Raw genomic sequence first — 16,868 nt, 5'->3', positions numbered from 1 at the left:
ATTAACAATTAAAATATCATATTATGAGTTTAAGAATAGGGGATGCTGCTCCCAATTTCCAGGCAGATACATCCATTGGTAAAATTGACTTTTATGAGTTCCTTGGCGACAGCTGGGGTGTTTTATTTTCACATCCGGCAGATTATACGCCGGTATGTACTACTGAACTTGGTCGCACGGCCTCATTAAAAGGTGAATTTGAAAAGAGAAATGTTAAAGTGCTGGCTTTAAGTGTGGATTCGGCGGAATCACACAGAGGCTGGATAAACGACATTAACGAGACACAGAACACCAATGTTGAATTTCCGATCATTGCTGATGAAGATAAATCCATCGCAGATCTATACGATATGATCCATCCAAATGCTTCTGAAACGCTAACTGTACGTTCATTGTTTGTGGTCTCTCCGGATAAAAAAGTGAAACTAATGCTCACTTATCCTGCATCTACAGGACGTAATTTTAACGAAGTGCTGAGGGTGATTGATTCACTGCAACTGACAGCAAAATACAGCGTAGCTACTCCTGCAGACTGGGAAGACGGACAGGATGTGGTAGTCATGAATAGTATCAAAACTGAAGATATCCCTGCAAGATTTCCAAAGGGGCATAAGGTTATAAAACCATATTTAAGAACCACTCCACAGCCTAATAAATAACGAGCAAATACATTAATGAAAAAGGCCACCTACAATGGGTGGCCTTTTTTTATTTGTGTTTGCAGCTATATGAAATTACTTTTTAGTCTTTCATAGATGTTTTTAATGTCATTATTCAAGGCTGGCTGTTTATTGTTAGCTGTGATTTTTTCCAGGTTATTTAAAACAAATAAACCTACTTTAATATCGCTGAGGTATGCGTTGTAACGGCGAGGATCTAAAGAAGCGATATAGATAAGTTCCTGGTCCAGGTAATCTGCGGTTTCTTTAGCCAGCAGATTTGCTGTTTTTATATCATGGATGAGGTACAAATTTTGAATCGTTTGAAATTTATTCAGCGTATCCTCAACTGAATAGTTTCTCATAGGAAGTTCCTTAATACTCTTCGTAATGAGCTGCCTCGCTTTGCCGGATTTTCCTTCCATAATCAGATTGGTACTAAGGTTGTTTACAGCACGCCAGGCGCCCCGTGCTATTCTTCTGCTTTCAAGATCTAGATATTTAGCGGAAGTAAAGCCGCTAAAATCGAACTTGTGCATGATGTTGGTGAACATTACATCAGAATGGGTAATTTCATCTTTATCTCTTGTGTCCTTTGGATTTGCTTTTATGGGCAGCAACCGGTGCGCATACCCTTCCAGATACAAATATTTTTCGAGGCCGATGTAACTGTCGTCAGAAATTCCCGCTCCGAAATATATAGGCCGCTCCCAGTTGTTGTTTACCAGGATGTCGAACATGGCCAGGTTAGCTTTACTGGCAAAATTCTCACTAAATGTCCATTCCATTTCAGTTGCAATGCTGTTTTTATATTTAGCGGGAATGGTATTAGATTTGATGACTGCAGTAGGGTCAACTGCCAGTTTTAGCTTTTTTGTTGGCAGGAAGTTTTCATAGCTTCCATCTGACATCTGCACCTTATCATCAGGATCGTCTGATGTTAAAATCGCTAATATATCTTTCAGATCCACGCTGTCTGTGAATCCATAATTTACATAAGGCATACCCTCTCGTAAACCTTTAACCAATTTCTCAGGTGCTGTTTTAATTGGGAGCGGTGCTGATTTCCCCGACTGGGTTTTCATTTGCGCTATATAAGCCCCGTCGGAAAGATACTGAAGGTTTACTACCCTGACATCTGTGCGGATACCTTCGACTTCCTGTGCATACCACAATGGAAAGGTATCATTGTCGGCATTTGTAAACAGTATCGCATTTGGAGCACAGGAGTTTAAATAGTTTGCCGCCCATTCCATGGCAGTAGTTTTGCCTGACCGGTTATGGTCGTCCCAGCCTTGATAGCCCATAATGGCAGGAGCAACAATTAATCCTGTGAGAGCTGCTACGATTAAACTTAATTTAGGTGCATTGAACCTAGTCAGGCCCTCCCTGATGGCAAATACACCGAAACCAATAAATATGGCAAATGCATAAAATGACCCTACATAGGCGTAATCCCTTTCCCTAACCTGGAGCGGGTCTTGGTTTAGATAAACAATAATGGCCAGTCCGGTAAAAACAAACAGCACAGTCACTACGAGGGTATCCTTCTTGTTTTTACGGTAAAGGAAAATCAAACCTGCCAGACCCAGTATAAGGGGCAGTCCGAAATACCTGTTGTATCCTGCATTGCTTGTGATGCTTTGAGGCAGTGCGTTCTGGTTGCCCAAGCGGATTGCGTCCAGCCATTTAATGCCTGTGATCCAGTTGCCTTCGCTATAGCTTCCCTGACCCTGTACATCATTTTGTCTACCTGCAAAATTCCATAAGAAATACCGCCAGTACATATAACCCATTTGATAAGAAGTAAAGAAACTCAAATTTTGTGCAAAGGAAGGAGTTTCACCATCAGAAAGATTGAGCCATTGCCTGTAGAAATCAGGATGCTGACCTTTATTGCTGTACGTGCGCGGGAATAGCAGGTTCTTATCATATTCTGCCTTAAGTAATTTTCCTGCGACCTCATATTTTTCCTTTCCCCTTCTGTATTCGGTGCCGGTTTCTTTAACGCCTGTACGTTGTGCATCAAAAGTTTGTCCGTATAGCAATGGAGTCTGTCCGTAGTTCGTCCTTCCCAGATAGTTATACAGAGAATATGCATTGTCGGGATTAGATAAGTTGAGCGATGGTTTGGCATTAGCTCTTATGATGATCATAAAATACGAGCTAAAGCCTAGCAGAACAAAGCTGAGGCATATCAGTCCTAGATTTAGGTAGTACTTGTTGCGTTTTATGGAATAATAAATTGCATAAGCAATTGAACCTGACAATGCAGCTAGAAAGAATATTGCTCCTGATCCGAAAGTAAAACCCAGTGTGTTTACAAAAAAGATATCCATTCTTGCAGCAAAAAGGACAAAGTATTGTATAATGACGAACTGTACCGCTACCCACAACAGTCCTGCTATTCCGAGCGCTTTCAGTATACCAATAAAACTGGGTTTGGGCGTTTTTTTGAAATAGTATACTAGGACCACCGCAGGGATAGAAAGCAGGCTAAGCAAGTGGATGCCGATAGAAAGACCCACTATAAATGCGATGAATACGATCCAGCGGTCGTTTTGGTTGCTTTCCCATTTGAATATTGCCCAAAATACAACGGCTGTAAACATTGTGGAAAGTGAATATACTTCCGCTTCAACAGCGGAAAACCAAAAAGTATCAGAAAAAGTATAGGCGAGCGCCCCTACGACGCCTGCGGAAATTATGGTGAGTGAATCATTTACCGATCTGGTCACTGTGTATAATTTTGACGCGATTAAGGTGATTGTCCAGTAAAGGAACATTATGGTGCCGGCGCTGAAGAGTACAGAGCTGAAATTTATCCAGTAAGGTATTTTTGAAGTATCGCCCATAGCAAACATGGAGAAGAGCTTGCCTATCATTAAAAACAATGGGGCGCCCGGCTGGTGGCCTACCTGCAATTTATAGGAAGCTGCAATAAATTCACCACAATCCCAAAAACTTAAGGTGGGCTCCATGGTAAGCCAGTAAACAGTTGCCGCAATGGTAAACAGCAGGAATCCGATGAGGTTGTTGATCTTTTGAAAATACTTCATGGTTAGTGGTTTAGGTTAATCAAAACTAACTAAAACACTAAGCATTAAGTTATTGAGAAATGTTAAAGATTGTTAAATACCTCTGGTTTACTCACAATTGGGAATGGTATAGGTCCATGTTTCAGCAATGCCTGTAGGGAAGCTGTATACCATGCCTTTTCCCATTTCAAACCAGAGCTTTCCACGCAGCTTTTCACGACCGCCAATCTCATTCATTGACAAACTGTCGTACAGTCTGCCGTTCACCATTACATATTTAATTTTTTCAGAATTTCTGATGTCTTCAAGTGGGTTTGCGTCCATGATTACCAAATCTGCAAGCTTGCCGGCTTCAATAGATCCTAGTTCTCTTTCCATTCCAAGATAGGCAGCGCCATTGACTGTGGCCGCACGAATGGCCTGTAATGGAGTCATGCCACCCTGGACCAACATCCAGAGTTCCCAATGCGCACCAAGACCCTGGATCTGCCCATGTGCACCAAGATTGACTTTGGTACCTCCATCAGCGATCTGTTTGGCAGTTCTGGAAACCTCGATATGTCCATAATCCCCATACTCTGAAGTTGTCCTTCTTCTTGAACGCGCATCGATGATCGGACGCGGCGTAAAAGCCAGGAGTCTTTCATTCTCCCATACATTTGTACGGTCGTACCAATAGTTTTCTCCCCATTGACCACCATAACTAACGATTAGCGTTGGCGTATAGGCCACCTTTGTATTGTTCCAAAAGGAGTTGACGTCCTTATATACCGGTGCAACAGGTATGCTGTGCTCTATGCCTGTGTGTCCATCTGCAATCATGTTCATGTTGTGATAGAAAGTGGAACCCCCTTCAGGGACAACTTCCATATGCAATTGCCGGGCTGCTTCCAGTATTTGCTGGCGCTGATCCCTGCGTGGCTGATTGTAGGATTTTACAGAAAATGCACCTACCGCCTTTAACCGTCTTAGGTGTGATAAGGCATCGTCGAGGCTATTGATCACTACTTTGAAATCACCATCGGCACCATATAAAATAGACCCTGTAGAGTATAATCTCGGGCCAACCATTCTACCTGCTTTGATCATCTCTGACTGGCTGAATACCATCTCAGTATTGCTGGAAGGATCGTGGGAGGTAGTTATCCCGAAAGCCAGATTGGCAAGGTAAGACCAGTCCTGCTGTGGTGATATGCCGTCAGGGCTGGTACGCAAATGCGCGTGTACATCAATCATTCCCGGCATAATGGTTTTGCCTGTTACATCTATCAGCTTGGCTGCTTCAGGAATGACCATTTCACTTGCCTTTCCTATAGCAATGATCTTGTTGTTCTCAATTAGAATGGTACCCTCCTCAATCACTTCATCGCCTTTCATTGTAATGATCCTTGCCCCTTTTAGTGCAGTTAATCCTACTGGAAGGTCAGTTTTGAGTTTCAGGTTCATAGCTATGCCAATGCTGTCTGGTTTTGGAAGTTCCTGTGGCGCACCTTCGATAAAGTTAAAAGTGTTTTTGATTTCCCGACTAAAGTATTGTTCACCAAGTGTCCAGAGTAGTTTCTGGCTGTCACTGCTCCAGTGCAGGTAGGTTCCTGCATCTTTTGTAACCCTTTTTAGCGGAATTGAATTATTTGAAGCCGACAACTCCAGCGGTGTACCAGTGGTGACCATTGGCGTGATGTAAGCATTGAAGAGTTCTGTAAATGCCATCCATTTCCCGTCCGGGCTTGGACAAAACTGCGTGGCATAGGTGGAAGTATAATGAGTGCGCTCATTTCCTCCGTTGAGGTCTACACTTTTAAAGGCCTTTTTGCCACCCTCACTGGCCTGAAAATAAATGCGGCTGTCATCGGTATTAAATTTGGGCCTTATTCCGGTTTCAGAGATCAGCGTTTTAGGGCCTCCATTTGCCGACATGATAAAGATCCCGGTACCGCGACCGTAAGCATAGCCCAATACATCATTGCCTATTCCCTTTCTGAATAGGATTTTATCACCTTTGCTGGAAAATTTAGGAGAATAATAAAAACCTTTTTCTTCCGTCAGCGCTATGGTTTTTCCGGTCTTAAGATCGGTTTTCTTGATGGCGCCTTTAAATTCATCGCTCCAGGCAGCATAGATTACAAACTTTCCATCAGGGCTGATCTCCGGCTCAAATTCGAAATCTATGCCATTGGTTACCCGTTCGGCATTACCATTAGGTAATTCCTTTTTGTATAAAAATCCTGCAGCATTAAAAACTACAAATTTGCCATCCGCAGAGGTGGTTAAATGCCGGATCATCTTAGTGGTGAATTCTTCAGTAAAGACCTGCTGAGGGAAGTGTAATGCTTCCTGTATGACCTGGTTGCTGGTAACCTGGAACGGAACTTCTGAAATAACAAGGGAACTCAATTCGATTTTTTTGATCTTGCCTTTTGCATAAAATAGGATGCTTTTAGCATCTGGTGTCCAAGCGAAGTTGGGATACACACCAAATATGGCCCATGTTTCCTGCTGATCATGTGATAAGTCTTCCGTGAGCGGCCATTCCTCGCCTGTGTTCAGGTTTTGCACAAAAAGGACTGATTTTAACCTTACCCTTTTTACATAAGCGATCATTTTTCCATCTGGCGAAGCCTGCGGACGTGCGGCTCCACCTGCCTGTGCTATCAGATTTGTCAGTTTGCCTGTAGTCATATCCAATTGCCTGATGGCATATATTAACCCGTTAGGGTCTTTGCTATATTCAAAATTAGGACCTGGAGAAACATCTTCGCTAAAATACAGGTATCTTCCATTTGGAGAAACATTGGGTTCACCGGCATCCTGCTGGTCATTCTTTCTTTTGGTGAGCTGCACCCCTTCGCCACCATATATGCTGTACATCCACATTTCTCCGGCACCTAAAGAACGTGTACCGGTAAAGTGCTTGCGTGCAATAAGGTATTCGCTGTTTGGCATCCATGTGGCATTGTTCAGCAACCTGAAGGTCTCGTTGGTAACCTGCCTTTTGCTGGAGCCGTCCCGGTTCATGATCCATATATTATCGGCTCCATTTTTATCGCTGGTATAGGAAATAAACTTACCGTTAGGACTAAAACGTGGTTGAACGTCCCATGCTATTCCGCCGCTTATCAGTACGGCAGTTCCGCCTGCCAGGGGCATGGTATAGATATCACCCAACAGGTCAAAAACAATGTCTTTACCGTCAGCACTTACATCCAGGTTCATCCAGGTGCCTTCATCCGTATTGATCGTAAATTTTTTTGTAGGGCCAAGATACTTTTCGATATCCCATTTTTTTTCCTGAGAAGAGGAAATATGATATATGAACAGGAAACATATTAGTAAAAATGATGTTCTCATAGCAGCCAAAGTTAATTAGGCCGCAATTTAATAATATCAGTTCATTTTTATTAGTTTTGATGCTACCTTTTTATGAATGAAGCAGAGATATTAAAGCACTACTGGGGATATGACAGTTTCAGGCCGCTGCAGGATGACATTATCAGATCAGTTTTGGATGGGAATGATACGTTAGCCTTATTGCCAACAGGAGGAGGGAAATCACTCTGTTTCCAGGTTCCGGCTATGGTAATGGAAGGCATATGTATCGTGATCTCACCGCTTATTGCCTTAATGAAAGATCAGGTGGAGCAACTCAAATCAAAGAACATAGAAGCTGTCGCCATTTTCTCCGGAATGGGAAAACGTGAAATTGACATCCTGCTCGACAACTGCATCTACGGAAACATCAAATTTTTATACCTGTCTCCGGAACGGTTGCTGTCAGAACTGGTACGGGAGCGTATTTCTTATATGAATGTAAATCTGATCGCTGTAGATGAGGCGCATTGTATTTCTCAATGGGGTTACGATTTCAGGCCACCCTATCTAAAAATCAGCGCGATCAGGGACATACATCCGGCGGTACCTGTCTTGGCATTGACTGCCACGGCTACCCGCAGTGTCAGGGAAGATATTACAGAGAAGTTAAACTTTAAAGATCCACAGATATATGTGCAAAGCTTTGCCCGAAAGAACCTGAGCTATATCGTTCAGACAGATGAGGATAAGCACAAGAAATTGTTGAAGATTGTCAACAATGTACCTGGCAGCGGACTGGTTTATGTGCGCAACCGAAGGGAAACAACTGAAATTGCTTTGTTTTTGAAAAGGAATGGCATAGCTGCTGACTTCTATCATGCTGGTATAGAACGGGAAGAACGTTTTAAGAAGCAGGCCGACTGGAAGCAGAATATTTTGCGTGTAATGGTGGCTACCAATGCTTTTGGTATGGGGATAGACAAGCCGGATGTCCGTTTTGTGGTGCATTTAGATTTGCCGGAAAGCTTAGAGGCCTATTATCAGGAAGCCGGACGGGCGGGTCGGGATGGAAAGCGCGCTTATGCCGTGCTTTTGGCCAACCGATCAGACCAAATGGCTCTGGAGGCGCGCTATTTAAACAGTTTCCCTTCGGTTGACGAAATAAAAAAAGTATACCATTACCTTGGCAATTACTTTCAGCTTGCTTTTGGTGCAGGAGAAGGCCTGAGTTTTAACTTTGACCTTGCAGAGTTTTGCAAGCGTTTTAGCCTGAGTGTTATAAAAACGCTTTCGGCTTTGAAGTTTCTGGAACGTGAGGGATATATTGCTTTATCTGAAAATGTGTTTTTACCATCCAGGGTGTTTTTTTTGATGGGTAATGAAGATGTATATCGTTTTCAGATAGAACAGGCAGGGTATGACCCGCTTATTAAAGCCATTCTAAGATCTTACGGAGGAGCCTTTGAGCAGTATGTGAAAGTGAATGAAGCAGATATCGCTAAGAAGATCAGGGCTTCTTATAATGATGTGGTAAGGCTACTGGGTAATTTGCAGGAACAGGAAATCCTTTCTTATCTGCCAAAGAGCGATGAACCACAGCTGACATATGTAAGGGCCAGGGTGGATTTTTTGCACCTGGATATAGATGCCAGATTTGTTGAACTCAGGAAAAAAATCCAAACAGATCAGATTAAAGCCGTATTGGCCTATGCCGGCAGGCAGCAGTGCCGTAACATTCAGTTATTGACCTATTTTGATGAGCCTCACGCAGTAAAATGTGGCGTATGCGATGTTTGCCTTGAGGATAAAAAAAACGATGATGCTGAACAGTTTACTGATCAGATAGATTTTGAAATAGCAACGCTGCTGCAAAGCCAGTCATATGCGCTGCCCGGGCTTGTAAATTCCATCAAAAAAGGTAGTGAAAGTGATAAAATAGAGCGGATAAGGGAATTGCTGGATGCCGGCAAAATAAAAACAGACGGTAAAAATTATTATCTTTAATAAATTAACAATGATCCTATGAACAAACTAATAATCACTCTGTTTGCCAGCTTAATCCTGTTAGCTGGCTGTAAGTCAAAATGCATTGAAGATTCAGGAAATCACATCAAAAGAAATACAGTTGTAAAAGTTTTTGATAAAATGGATATTTCAGGAGCGTTTAAAGTAATCTTAAGGCAGGACAGTAGTTATGCATTGAAGATCGAAACAGATTCCAATTTAATGAGTGCCATTAAAATAGATGTTAGCAGCGGTGAACTGCAGATAAAGATGGAAGAGGGTAGCTATTGCGGGAGCGATTCCATTGTCATCCAGATTGGCATAGGGGAATTGAAGAGGCTAAAAACGGCTGGTGCAGTAGGCTTGCGTACAGACGGGCACATTTACGCAAACGATGTGGAACTAAATTTTTCAGGGAGTTCAGATATTAACTTGGTAATCAATGCAGGTAAACTAAGCACATATATGGATGGTGCAGGTAAACTGGCATTGGCAGGACAAGCAGGTGTTCATGAGTTGTCTACCCAGGGCACAGCTACTATTGAGGCATTTGGTTTTACAGCAGGAGTTTATAATCTGGACATTACTGGAAGCGCAAAGGTCAATATAAACGTTCTGAATGAGCTTAGTGTGAAGACAGAAGGTTCAAGCGAGGTTTATTATAAGGGTAACCCTAAGAACGTTAAAGAGAAAAAATCAGGAGCTGCGAAATTGGAAAAAGTAAATTAACCTTTTTTTTCTACTTTAGCACGCTAATATACTATATGGAACAAAAGAACGATAAGAAGATCATTCGCTCCTGGGCATTTTTTGACTGGGCAAATTCCGCTTACAACCTTGTTATAACGTCAACTATTTTTCCTGCTTATTATGTAGCCATTACTGCCAATGCTGCGCTTGGTGACAGGGTTTCGTTTTTTGGGTGGTCTTTTACAAATACTGCATTGTCCAATTACGCATTGTCGTTTGCCTATCTGGTCATGGTACTGGCATTACCGATCCTTTCTTCCATTGCAGATTACAGGGGAAATAAAAAGGTCTTTATGAAATTCTTTACCTATATGGGCGGGATTGCCTGTATGGGGCTTTACTTTTTTAAGCTGGATACTTTAGAGTTTGGGATGATCTGTTTTGTCATCGCCGCTATGGGATATATTGGGGGGGTATTGTTTAATAATTCCTATTTGCCCGAAATAGCCACTCCTGATGAACAGGATAGGGTGAGCGCGAAAGGCTATGCTTATGGTTATGTAGGAAGTGTTGTTTTGCAGGTTATCTGTTTCGTTTTCGTATTAAAGCCAGAATTATTTGGCATTTCAGATGCTTCCTTTCCGCCAAGACTGTCATTTTTGCTGGTAGGTGTATGGTGGATTGCTTTTGCGCAGATCCCGTTCAGGAAATTACCGGCAGGCAGTCCAAATTATTCCTCCATTAATAAACGTGTGATCAGGAGTGGTTTTCAGGAACTTTCCAAAGTTTGGGAACAACTCAAGCACATGAAGTTTTTGAAACTGTTTCTTTTTGCATTTTTCTTCTATTCTATGGGCGTGCAGACTATCATGCTTGCCGCTGCCGGATTTGGTGAAAAGACATTAAAGCTGGGTACTTCAAAGCTGATCATCACAATTTTGATTATTCAACTGGTGGCGATAGTGGGAGCGATGATGATGTCTTATTTAGCAAAGAAACTGGGCAATGTACGCGTACTTATTAGCGTGGTGATTATTTGGATAGGGGCCTGTGTTTGCGGATATTTTATTTCTACTGAATTGCAGTTTTATGTTCTGGCAGCAGTGGTAGGTTTGATCATGGGCGGGATTCAATCCTTGTCGAGGTCTACTTATTCCAAGTATTTACCGGAAAATACACCAGATACAACTTCTTTTTTTAGTTTTTATGACGTAACGGAAAAAGTAGCCATTGTGATTGGACTTTTTTGTTTTGCTTTTATTGAAGAGGCTACTGGCAGTATGCGAAATTCTATCATAGCTTTGGCATCATTTTTTATCGTAGGTTTGATATTTTTGCTGCTGCTTAGAAAAGTGGAGCGGAAGCTGAACTCAGCTTTATAATATTTAAGGAGATTTAATGAGAATAGAACTATTTGTGCCATGCTTCGTGGATCAGCTGTATCCTGAAACTGCGTTTAATACCATCAAAGTATTGGAAAAGGCCGGGTGTGAAGTGTACTACAACTCCGCGCAGACTTGCTGCGGCCAACCCGCCTACAATGCAGGCTATTGGGAAGCAGCAAAAGATATTGGAAATAAGTTTCTTACGGATTTTTCTGAAACAGACTATATTGTCGCACCCTCCGCATCTTGTGTAGGTATGGTCAAAACGGGTTATAATGATTTGTTTACCAATACAATGGTGCATAATAAATGCAGGAATATACAAGCTAATATTTTCGAGCTTTCCGATTTTCTTGTCAATGTGCTTAAGCGGGACTATTTCGGCGCAGAGCTGGACGGCAAAGCGGTATACCATGATTCCTGCAGCGGATTGAGGGAATGCAAGATCAAAGATGAGCCCAGGCAATTGCTATCTAAAGTACACGGATTGGAATTGGTAGAGATGAAGGAAACAGATATGTGCTGCGGTTTTGGAGGTACTTTTGCGGTAAAATTTGATGCCATTTCATCGGCAATGGCCGAACAAAAAGTAAATAATGCTTTGGAACAGGGCGCGGAATATATCATTTCTACTGACCTGTCCTGTCTGATGCACCTTCAGGGTTACATCGATAAGAACAATATTCCGTTAAAAACTATGCATTTGGCAGACGTATTGGCAAACGGATGGCTGGAAAGTACAGAATATTAGTTAGCTTTGCATTCGAAAATCACATTGTAGGTGATTAAAACAGATATTCTATTAATTTTTTAAATCATAGTTGTAGATGATTAACGTTACATTACCTGACGGCTCGGTCCGTCAGTACGAAAAGGGCACAAACGCCCATCAAATTGCATTATCCATTTCGGAGGGCCTGGCCCGCAATGTTTTAGCAGCAGAAGTTAACGGAGAGATCTGGGATTCTTCCAGAGCAATTGACAATGATGCTACTGTAAAGCTATTGACCTGGAATGATACCAGTGGCAAAGCTACCTTCTGGCATTCCTCTGCACACATCATGGCTGAAGCCCTGGAAGCGCTGTATCCAGGTACAAAATTCGGTATCGGACCAGCCATCGAAACAGGTTTTTATTATGATGTGGACTTTGGCGACAGAGAGTTTTCTTCGGACGACTTTAAAGCGATAGAAAGCAAGATCCTGGAGTTGGCCAAACAAAAAGAAGTATTTGAGCGTAAGGCAGTTTCAAAAGCTGATGCTGTTGCTTACTTCAATGAAAAAGGCGATGAGTACAAGCTGGACCTTTTGGAAGGGCTGGAAGATGGAAAGATCACTTTTTACACACAAGGCGCATTTACAGACCTTTGTCGTGGCCCTCATATTCCTAATACCGGTTTCGTAAAGGCTGTAAAGCTGATGAACGTGGCCGGGGCTTACTGGCGTGGTGATGAAACAAGGAAACAGCTGACCCGTATCTACGGTGTTACTTTTCCAAAAGCAAGTGAGCTGACTGAATACCTTCATATGATTGAAGAGGCTAAGAAACGTGACCACAGAAAATTAGGTAAAGAACTGGAGTTGTTTGCTTTTTCAGAAAAGGTAGGTATGGGCTTGCCTTTGTGGCTGCCAAAAGGAGCCGCTTTGCGTGAGCGACTGGTACAGTTTCTGACTAAAGCACAAGGTAAGGCAGGATATGAGCAGGTAGTTACCCCGCACATCGGGCACAAAAATCTGTACATTACTTCAGGTCACTATGAAAAATACGGTAAAGATTCTTTTCAGCCTATTAAAACACCTCAGGAAGGAGAGGAGTTCTTCTTAAAACCGATGAACTGTCCGCACCACTGTGAGATCTATAAAGTAAAACCACGCTCGTATAAGGATCTTCCTTTGCGTTTTGCGGAGTTCGGAACGGTTTACCGTTATGAGCAAAGTGGGGAACTGCATGGTTTAACCCGTGTACGTGGCTTTACGCAGGATGATGCGCATTTGTTTTGCAGGCCTGACCAGGTAAAAGAAGAATTTAAAAAGGTGATTGACCTGGTACTTTATGTATTTAAATCTTTAGGGTTTGATGATTATACAGCACAGGTTTCTTTAAGGGATCCGGAAAATAAGACCAAATATATTGGCAATGATGAAAACTGGAGGCTTGCAGAAGCTGCAATTATTGAAGCTGCTGAGGAAAAAGGTTTACCAACTGTTGTTGAATATGGTGAGGCGGCATTTTACGGGCCGAAGCTGGATTTCATGGTGAAAGATGCCCTGGGCAGAAAATGGCAGCTGGGTACTATCCAGGTGGATTATAATTTGCCGGAGCGTTTTGAACTGGAGTATACCGGAAGTGATAACCAGAAACATAGACCGGTAATGATCCACAGGGCACCATTTGGCTCATTGGAACGTTTTATTGCAGTTTTGATAGAGCATTGTGCAGGTAACTTTCCTTTATGGCTTTCACCTGAACAGTTTATTATTCTTCCCATCTCTGAAAAGTATGAAGAATATGCAAAAAAAGTTTCAGATGAACTAAATAATTCCGATATTCGCGGGCTGATTGACTTTCGTGATGAAAAGATCGGAAGGAAGATTAGGGATGCAGAGGTTAAAAAAATACCGTATATGCTGATCATAGGAGAGAAGGAGAGTGCTGAAGGAAAGGTATCAGTTAGGAAACATGGTGAGGGAGATTTAGGTGAAATGACCCTGCAGGAATTTAGCGAATTATTAATTAAAGAAATAACAGTTTAACAGGATACAAATTTGGCATTAGGCAGACCAGGATTTAATAGGGGACCACGTCCTCCTTTTAAGAAAAAAGAAGCAGAACATAATATTAATCAGTTTATCAGAGCACAAGAGGTAAGATTAGCTGGGGATAATGTAGAACCGGGGATTTATCCTTTGGCGAAAGCTTTGGCGCTTGCGGATGAGTTGGAACTGGATCTTGTAGAGATTTCTCCAAATGCAGTGCCACCTGTATGCAGAATAATTGATTACAGCAAGTTTGTTTACGAGCAAAAGAAAAAGCAGAAAGAGATTAAAGCCAATGCTAAACAAACTGTTATTAAGGAGATCAGATTTGGGCCTAATACCAATGACCACGATTTTCAGTTTAAACTAAAACATGCGGTTAGTTTTCTTGAAAACGGTGAGAAAGTTAGGGCTTATGTTCACTTTAAAGGCCGGGCTATTGTTTACAAAGAACAGGGAGAAATCCTGTTATTGAAGTTTGCCCAGGCTCTTGAAGATATAGGCAAGGTAGAATTGCTGCCTAAACTGGAAGGAAAGCGTATGTTTTTAACACTTGCGCCAAAAGTTGCTAAGAAATAATATTAATTAAATAAATAAAAACAGGTTATGCCAAAAATGAAAACCAATTCCAGTGCTAAAAAGCGTTTTTCGCTTACTGGAACAGGTAAAATCGCAAGAAAGAACGCATACAAAAGTCACATCTTAACAAAGATGTCGACTAAACGTAAGCGTAACTTAGGTCAGACTTCGATGGTGTCTGATGCTGATATGGGCAACGTTAAACGTATGCTTGCAATCGGTAAATAATTAAATTTTTAACCAGGTAACCGGTAGTAAGTTTGCTGTAATACGCAACACCGTTTATCAAAAACAATTAAAACATGCCACGTTCGGTAAACGCAGTAGCTTCGAGAAGAAGAAGGAAAAAAGTTCTTAATTTAGCCAAAGGCTATTGGGGATCAAGAAGCAAGGTTTTCACCATTGCTAAAAATACGGTAGAAAAAGGTTTGCAATATGCATACCGTGACCGTAAAGTTAAGAAAAGAGAATTTCGTGGATTGTGGATTCAGCGTATCAACGCCGGAGCACGTCAGCACGGTATATCTTACTCTCAGTTAATTGGTAAATTGGCTACTAAAAACATCGGTTTAAACCGTAAGGTTTTAGCAGATTTAGCTATGAACCATCCAGAAGCTTTTAAAGCGGTAATTGATGCAGTAAAATAGAGATAAACTTTATTTAATAGAAAAGGGAGCCCATAAAGCTCCCTTTTTTTGTATTATAAAGAAATATACTGACCTGCTTTTCTCACAGTTTCTTTATCAATAACATTCATGGAAGGTACTCTGCCAATAATCTTAACACCAGTATAACTTTCAATATAGTTTTCGCTTTCAGCGTTGGCCGTTCCGTTGAATATCAGGCCCGCAACTTTAATCTGATGTGCCTTTAGTGTTTCCAACGTAAGTAAAGTATGGTTAATACTGCCCAAGTAGTTTTGAGAAACGACAATAACTTTCGGGTTCAGTCTCTTTATCAGGTCTAGAATTAGTTCTTTATTATTCAAAGGCACCATTAGTCCACCTGCGCCTTCTATCACCAGGTCTCCGTTAGCCTTTGGAAGCACTATGGATGAAAGATCAATTTCAATACCGTCCAGCCGCGCAGATAAATGAGGGGATAGTGGCCGACTTAATCTATATTTTTCAGGGCGAATAATGCTTTTTTTATTACTGATAAGATTTTTAATAAATAAACTGTCGCTGATGTCCAGGTCTCCTGACTGAATGGGCTTCCAATAGTCTGCCTGTAGCTTTTCTGTTATAATAGCGCTCACAACTGTTTTGCCTATACCTGTGCCGATGCCTGTAATAAAATAGATATTGCTCATGAAATGGATGTTAATCTTTTAAGTTCGCCGACAAGGGTGCTGATTTCTTCATCTTTATTGAATAAATGAAGGCAGATCCTTAATCTTTCCCGTCCTTGGGGAACGGTGGGACTAAGGATAGCACGTACGTCCAGGCCTTTCTGCTGTAAAGCAATGGCAGCTGATTTCGCAGCGGCATTCGTACTATACAAAACTGTTTGTATTGCGCTTACGCTAAGAGGGTAAGGGATTAATCCTGTCTGTTCCATTAAAGAACTGTACAAGTTGATTTTTTTGCTGATCAATGGGCTATGGTCCAGTTCGATTAATGTCTCATAAGCACATTTGATGGCGGCAATGGTATGCAAAGGGGCCGCTGTAGTATAAATAAAAGACCTGGCAAAGTTGATCAGATAGTCGCGGAGCGAATTGCTGCCCAGTACTATGGCGCCATGACAACCTAAAGCCTTGCCGAAAGTAACCACACGGGCAAATACTTTCTTTTCAAGGTTTAATTCCTGAACCAGGCCTTTTCCGTTATTGCCAAATATGCCAAGGGCATGTGCCTCGTCGACAATAAGGTTTGCCTGGTACTGTTCACACAGCATATTGATCTCTTGTAAAGGTGCAGTGTCGCCGTCCATAGAGTATACACTTTCTACCAGTACATAAATATTCCCATTAGCTGATTTTAGTTTGGCCTCCAGGTCCTTAAGGCTGTTGTGTTTAAAGGTAAAACGGCTGGCATGGGTAAGCCTTGCGCCATCAATTAAACTGGCATGGATCAGTTCATCGGATATAATGGTGTCGCCCCGCTGCGCCAGACTTGATACCAAGCCGACGTTGGCATCATATCCTGAATTAAATATTAACCCGCTTTCAGCCTGATGAAAATCAGCTATAAATGCTTCAGTAGCTTCGGTAAAAGGATGGTTGCCACTTATTAGCCGGGAACCTGTCGCACCATGTAAATGACCGGTAATTCTGGATATTGCCTCGTCAATTGCACTTACTAATTTCGCAGATCTTGCAAATCCGAGGTAGTCATTTGAGCAAAAATCGATGAGGTCTTCCGTATTAGATAGTTTTCTTAGCGAACCATTTTCAGTTCTGACTTGTAATCTATCTTGTATAAATTGCGCTGCTTTGTGCACGTC

13 protein-coding genes are annotated in these 16,868 nt (G+C 41.9%); 9 read left to right on the top strand and 4 right to left on the bottom strand.

The genetic code is table 11. The features are described from left to right. Positions 1–23: 23 nt before the first annotated feature. The gene (locus EZ437_RS18760; protein ID WP_131597606.1) at positions 24–659 is read left to right on the top strand and encodes a peroxiredoxin; all 636 of its coding nucleotides are present in this window, start codon (positions 24–26) and stop codon (positions 657–659) included. 65 nt (positions 660–724) lie between these two features. Here the strand turns inward: EZ437_RS18760 and EZ437_RS18755 are convergent, their stop codons facing one another. Next, entirely contained in the window at positions 725–3,718 is a 2,994-nt protein-coding gene (locus EZ437_RS18755; protein WP_131597605.1) for a glycosyltransferase family 117 protein, read from the bottom strand. 87 nt (positions 3,719–3,805) lie between these two features. Continuing rightward, positions 3,806–7,045 carry an amidohydrolase family protein gene (locus EZ437_RS18750; protein WP_131597604.1) on the bottom strand — a complete coding sequence of 1,080 codons (3,240 nt, stop codon included), beginning with the start codon at positions 7,043–7,045 and terminating at the stop codon, positions 3,806–3,808. Positions 7,046–7,117: 72 nt separating this feature from the next. Between EZ437_RS18750 and EZ437_RS18745 the strand changes: the two genes are divergently transcribed. From EZ437_RS18745 to rplT, 8 genes are all read left to right on the top strand, one after another. Next, positions 7,118–9,010 carry a RecQ family ATP-dependent DNA helicase gene (locus EZ437_RS18745; protein WP_131597603.1) on the top strand — a complete coding sequence of 631 codons (1,893 nt, stop codon included), beginning with the start codon at positions 7,118–7,120 and terminating at the stop codon, positions 9,008–9,010. An 18-nt stretch (positions 9,011–9,028) separates the two neighbouring features. After that, a complete protein-coding gene (locus tag EZ437_RS18740) occupies positions 9,029–9,739 on the top strand; it encodes a head GIN domain-containing protein (RefSeq protein WP_131597602.1) in 711 nt (236 codons plus the stop codon). Positions 9,740–9,774: 35 nt separating this feature from the next. Continuing rightward, a complete protein-coding gene (locus EZ437_RS18735) occupies positions 9,775–11,082 on the top strand; it encodes an MFS transporter (protein ID WP_131597601.1) in 1,308 nt (435 codons plus the stop codon). A 16-nt stretch (positions 11,083–11,098) separates the two neighbouring features. Further along, positions 11,099–11,836: a (Fe-S)-binding protein gene (locus EZ437_RS18730; RefSeq protein WP_131597600.1), complete on the top strand. Its 738-nt coding sequence runs from the start codon at positions 11,099–11,101 to the stop codon at positions 11,834–11,836. 76 nt (positions 11,837–11,912) lie between these two features. Next, a complete protein-coding gene (thrS, locus tag EZ437_RS18725) occupies positions 11,913–13,838 on the top strand; it encodes a threonine--tRNA ligase (RefSeq protein WP_131597599.1) in 1,926 nt (641 codons plus the stop codon). A 12-nt stretch (positions 13,839–13,850) separates the two neighbouring features. Beyond that, a complete protein-coding gene (gene infC / locus EZ437_RS18720; RefSeq protein WP_008238148.1) occupies positions 13,851–14,420 on the top strand; it encodes a translation initiation factor IF-3 in 570 nt (189 codons plus the stop codon). A gap of 27 nt (positions 14,421–14,447) precedes the next feature. Then, positions 14,448–14,648, top strand: a complete 201-nt coding sequence (gene rpmI, locus EZ437_RS18715; RefSeq protein ID WP_048905002.1) for a 50S ribosomal protein L35 — start codon at positions 14,448–14,450, stop codon at positions 14,646–14,648. Positions 14,649–14,722: 74 nt separating this feature from the next. Continuing rightward, a complete protein-coding gene (gene rplT / locus EZ437_RS18710) occupies positions 14,723–15,067 on the top strand; it encodes a 50S ribosomal protein L20 (RefSeq protein WP_048905003.1) in 345 nt (114 codons plus the stop codon). Positions 15,068–15,120: 53 nt separating this feature from the next. Here the strand turns inward: rplT and bioD are convergent, their stop codons facing one another. Both bioD and EZ437_RS18700 read right to left on the bottom strand, forming a co-directional pair. Continuing rightward, positions 15,121–15,732, bottom strand: a complete 612-nt coding sequence (bioD, locus tag EZ437_RS18705; RefSeq protein ID WP_131597598.1) for a dethiobiotin synthase — start codon at positions 15,730–15,732, stop codon at positions 15,121–15,123. Beyond that, positions 15,729–16,865, bottom strand: coding sequence for an aminotransferase class I/II-fold pyridoxal phosphate-dependent enzyme (locus EZ437_RS18700; RefSeq protein ID WP_131597597.1), 1,137 nt, complete (start codon positions 16,863–16,865; stop codon positions 15,729–15,731). Before EZ437_RS18700 ends, bioD begins: the two co-directional genes overlap by 4 nt. Positions 16,866–16,868: the final 3 nt, after the last annotated feature.

Source organism: Pedobacter psychroterrae (assembly GCF_004331695.1).
GTDB classification, from domain to species: domain Bacteria; phylum Bacteroidota; class Bacteroidia; order Sphingobacteriales; family Sphingobacteriaceae; genus Pedobacter; species Pedobacter psychroterrae.
This window is presented reverse-complemented; position numbering and strand designations above follow the sequence as displayed.

Bases quoted from the DNA above. Each gene is read 5' to 3' on its own strand.
- EZ437_RS18760 (WP_131597606.1), top strand. From the start codon at position 24: ATGAGTTTAAGAATAGGGGATGCTGCTCCCAATTTCCAGGCAGATACA.
- EZ437_RS18755 (WP_131597605.1), bottom strand. From the start codon at position 3,718: ATGAAGTATTTTCAAAAGATCAACAACCTCATCGGATTCCTGCTGTTT.
- EZ437_RS18750 (WP_131597604.1), bottom strand. From the start codon at position 7,045: ATGAGAACATCATTTTTACTAATATGTTTCCTGTTCATATATCATATT.
- EZ437_RS18745 (WP_131597603.1), top strand. From the start codon at position 7,118: ATGAATGAAGCAGAGATATTAAAGCACTACTGGGGATATGACAGTTTC.
- EZ437_RS18740 (WP_131597602.1), top strand. From the start codon at position 9,029: ATGAACAAACTAATAATCACTCTGTTTGCCAGCTTAATCCTGTTAGCT.
- EZ437_RS18735 (WP_131597601.1), top strand. From the start codon at position 9,775: ATGGAACAAAAGAACGATAAGAAGATCATTCGCTCCTGGGCATTTTTT.
- EZ437_RS18730 (WP_131597600.1), top strand. From the start codon at position 11,099: ATGAGAATAGAACTATTTGTGCCATGCTTCGTGGATCAGCTGTATCCT.
- thrS (WP_131597599.1), top strand. From the start codon at position 11,913: ATGATTAACGTTACATTACCTGACGGCTCGGTCCGTCAGTACGAAAAG.
- rpmI (WP_048905002.1), top strand. From the start codon at position 14,448: ATGCCAAAAATGAAAACCAATTCCAGTGCTAAAAAGCGTTTTTCGCTT.
- rplT (WP_048905003.1), top strand. From the start codon at position 14,723: ATGCCACGTTCGGTAAACGCAGTAGCTTCGAGAAGAAGAAGGAAAAAA.
- bioD (WP_131597598.1), bottom strand. From the start codon at position 15,732: ATGAGCAATATCTATTTTATTACAGGCATCGGCACAGGTATAGGCAAA.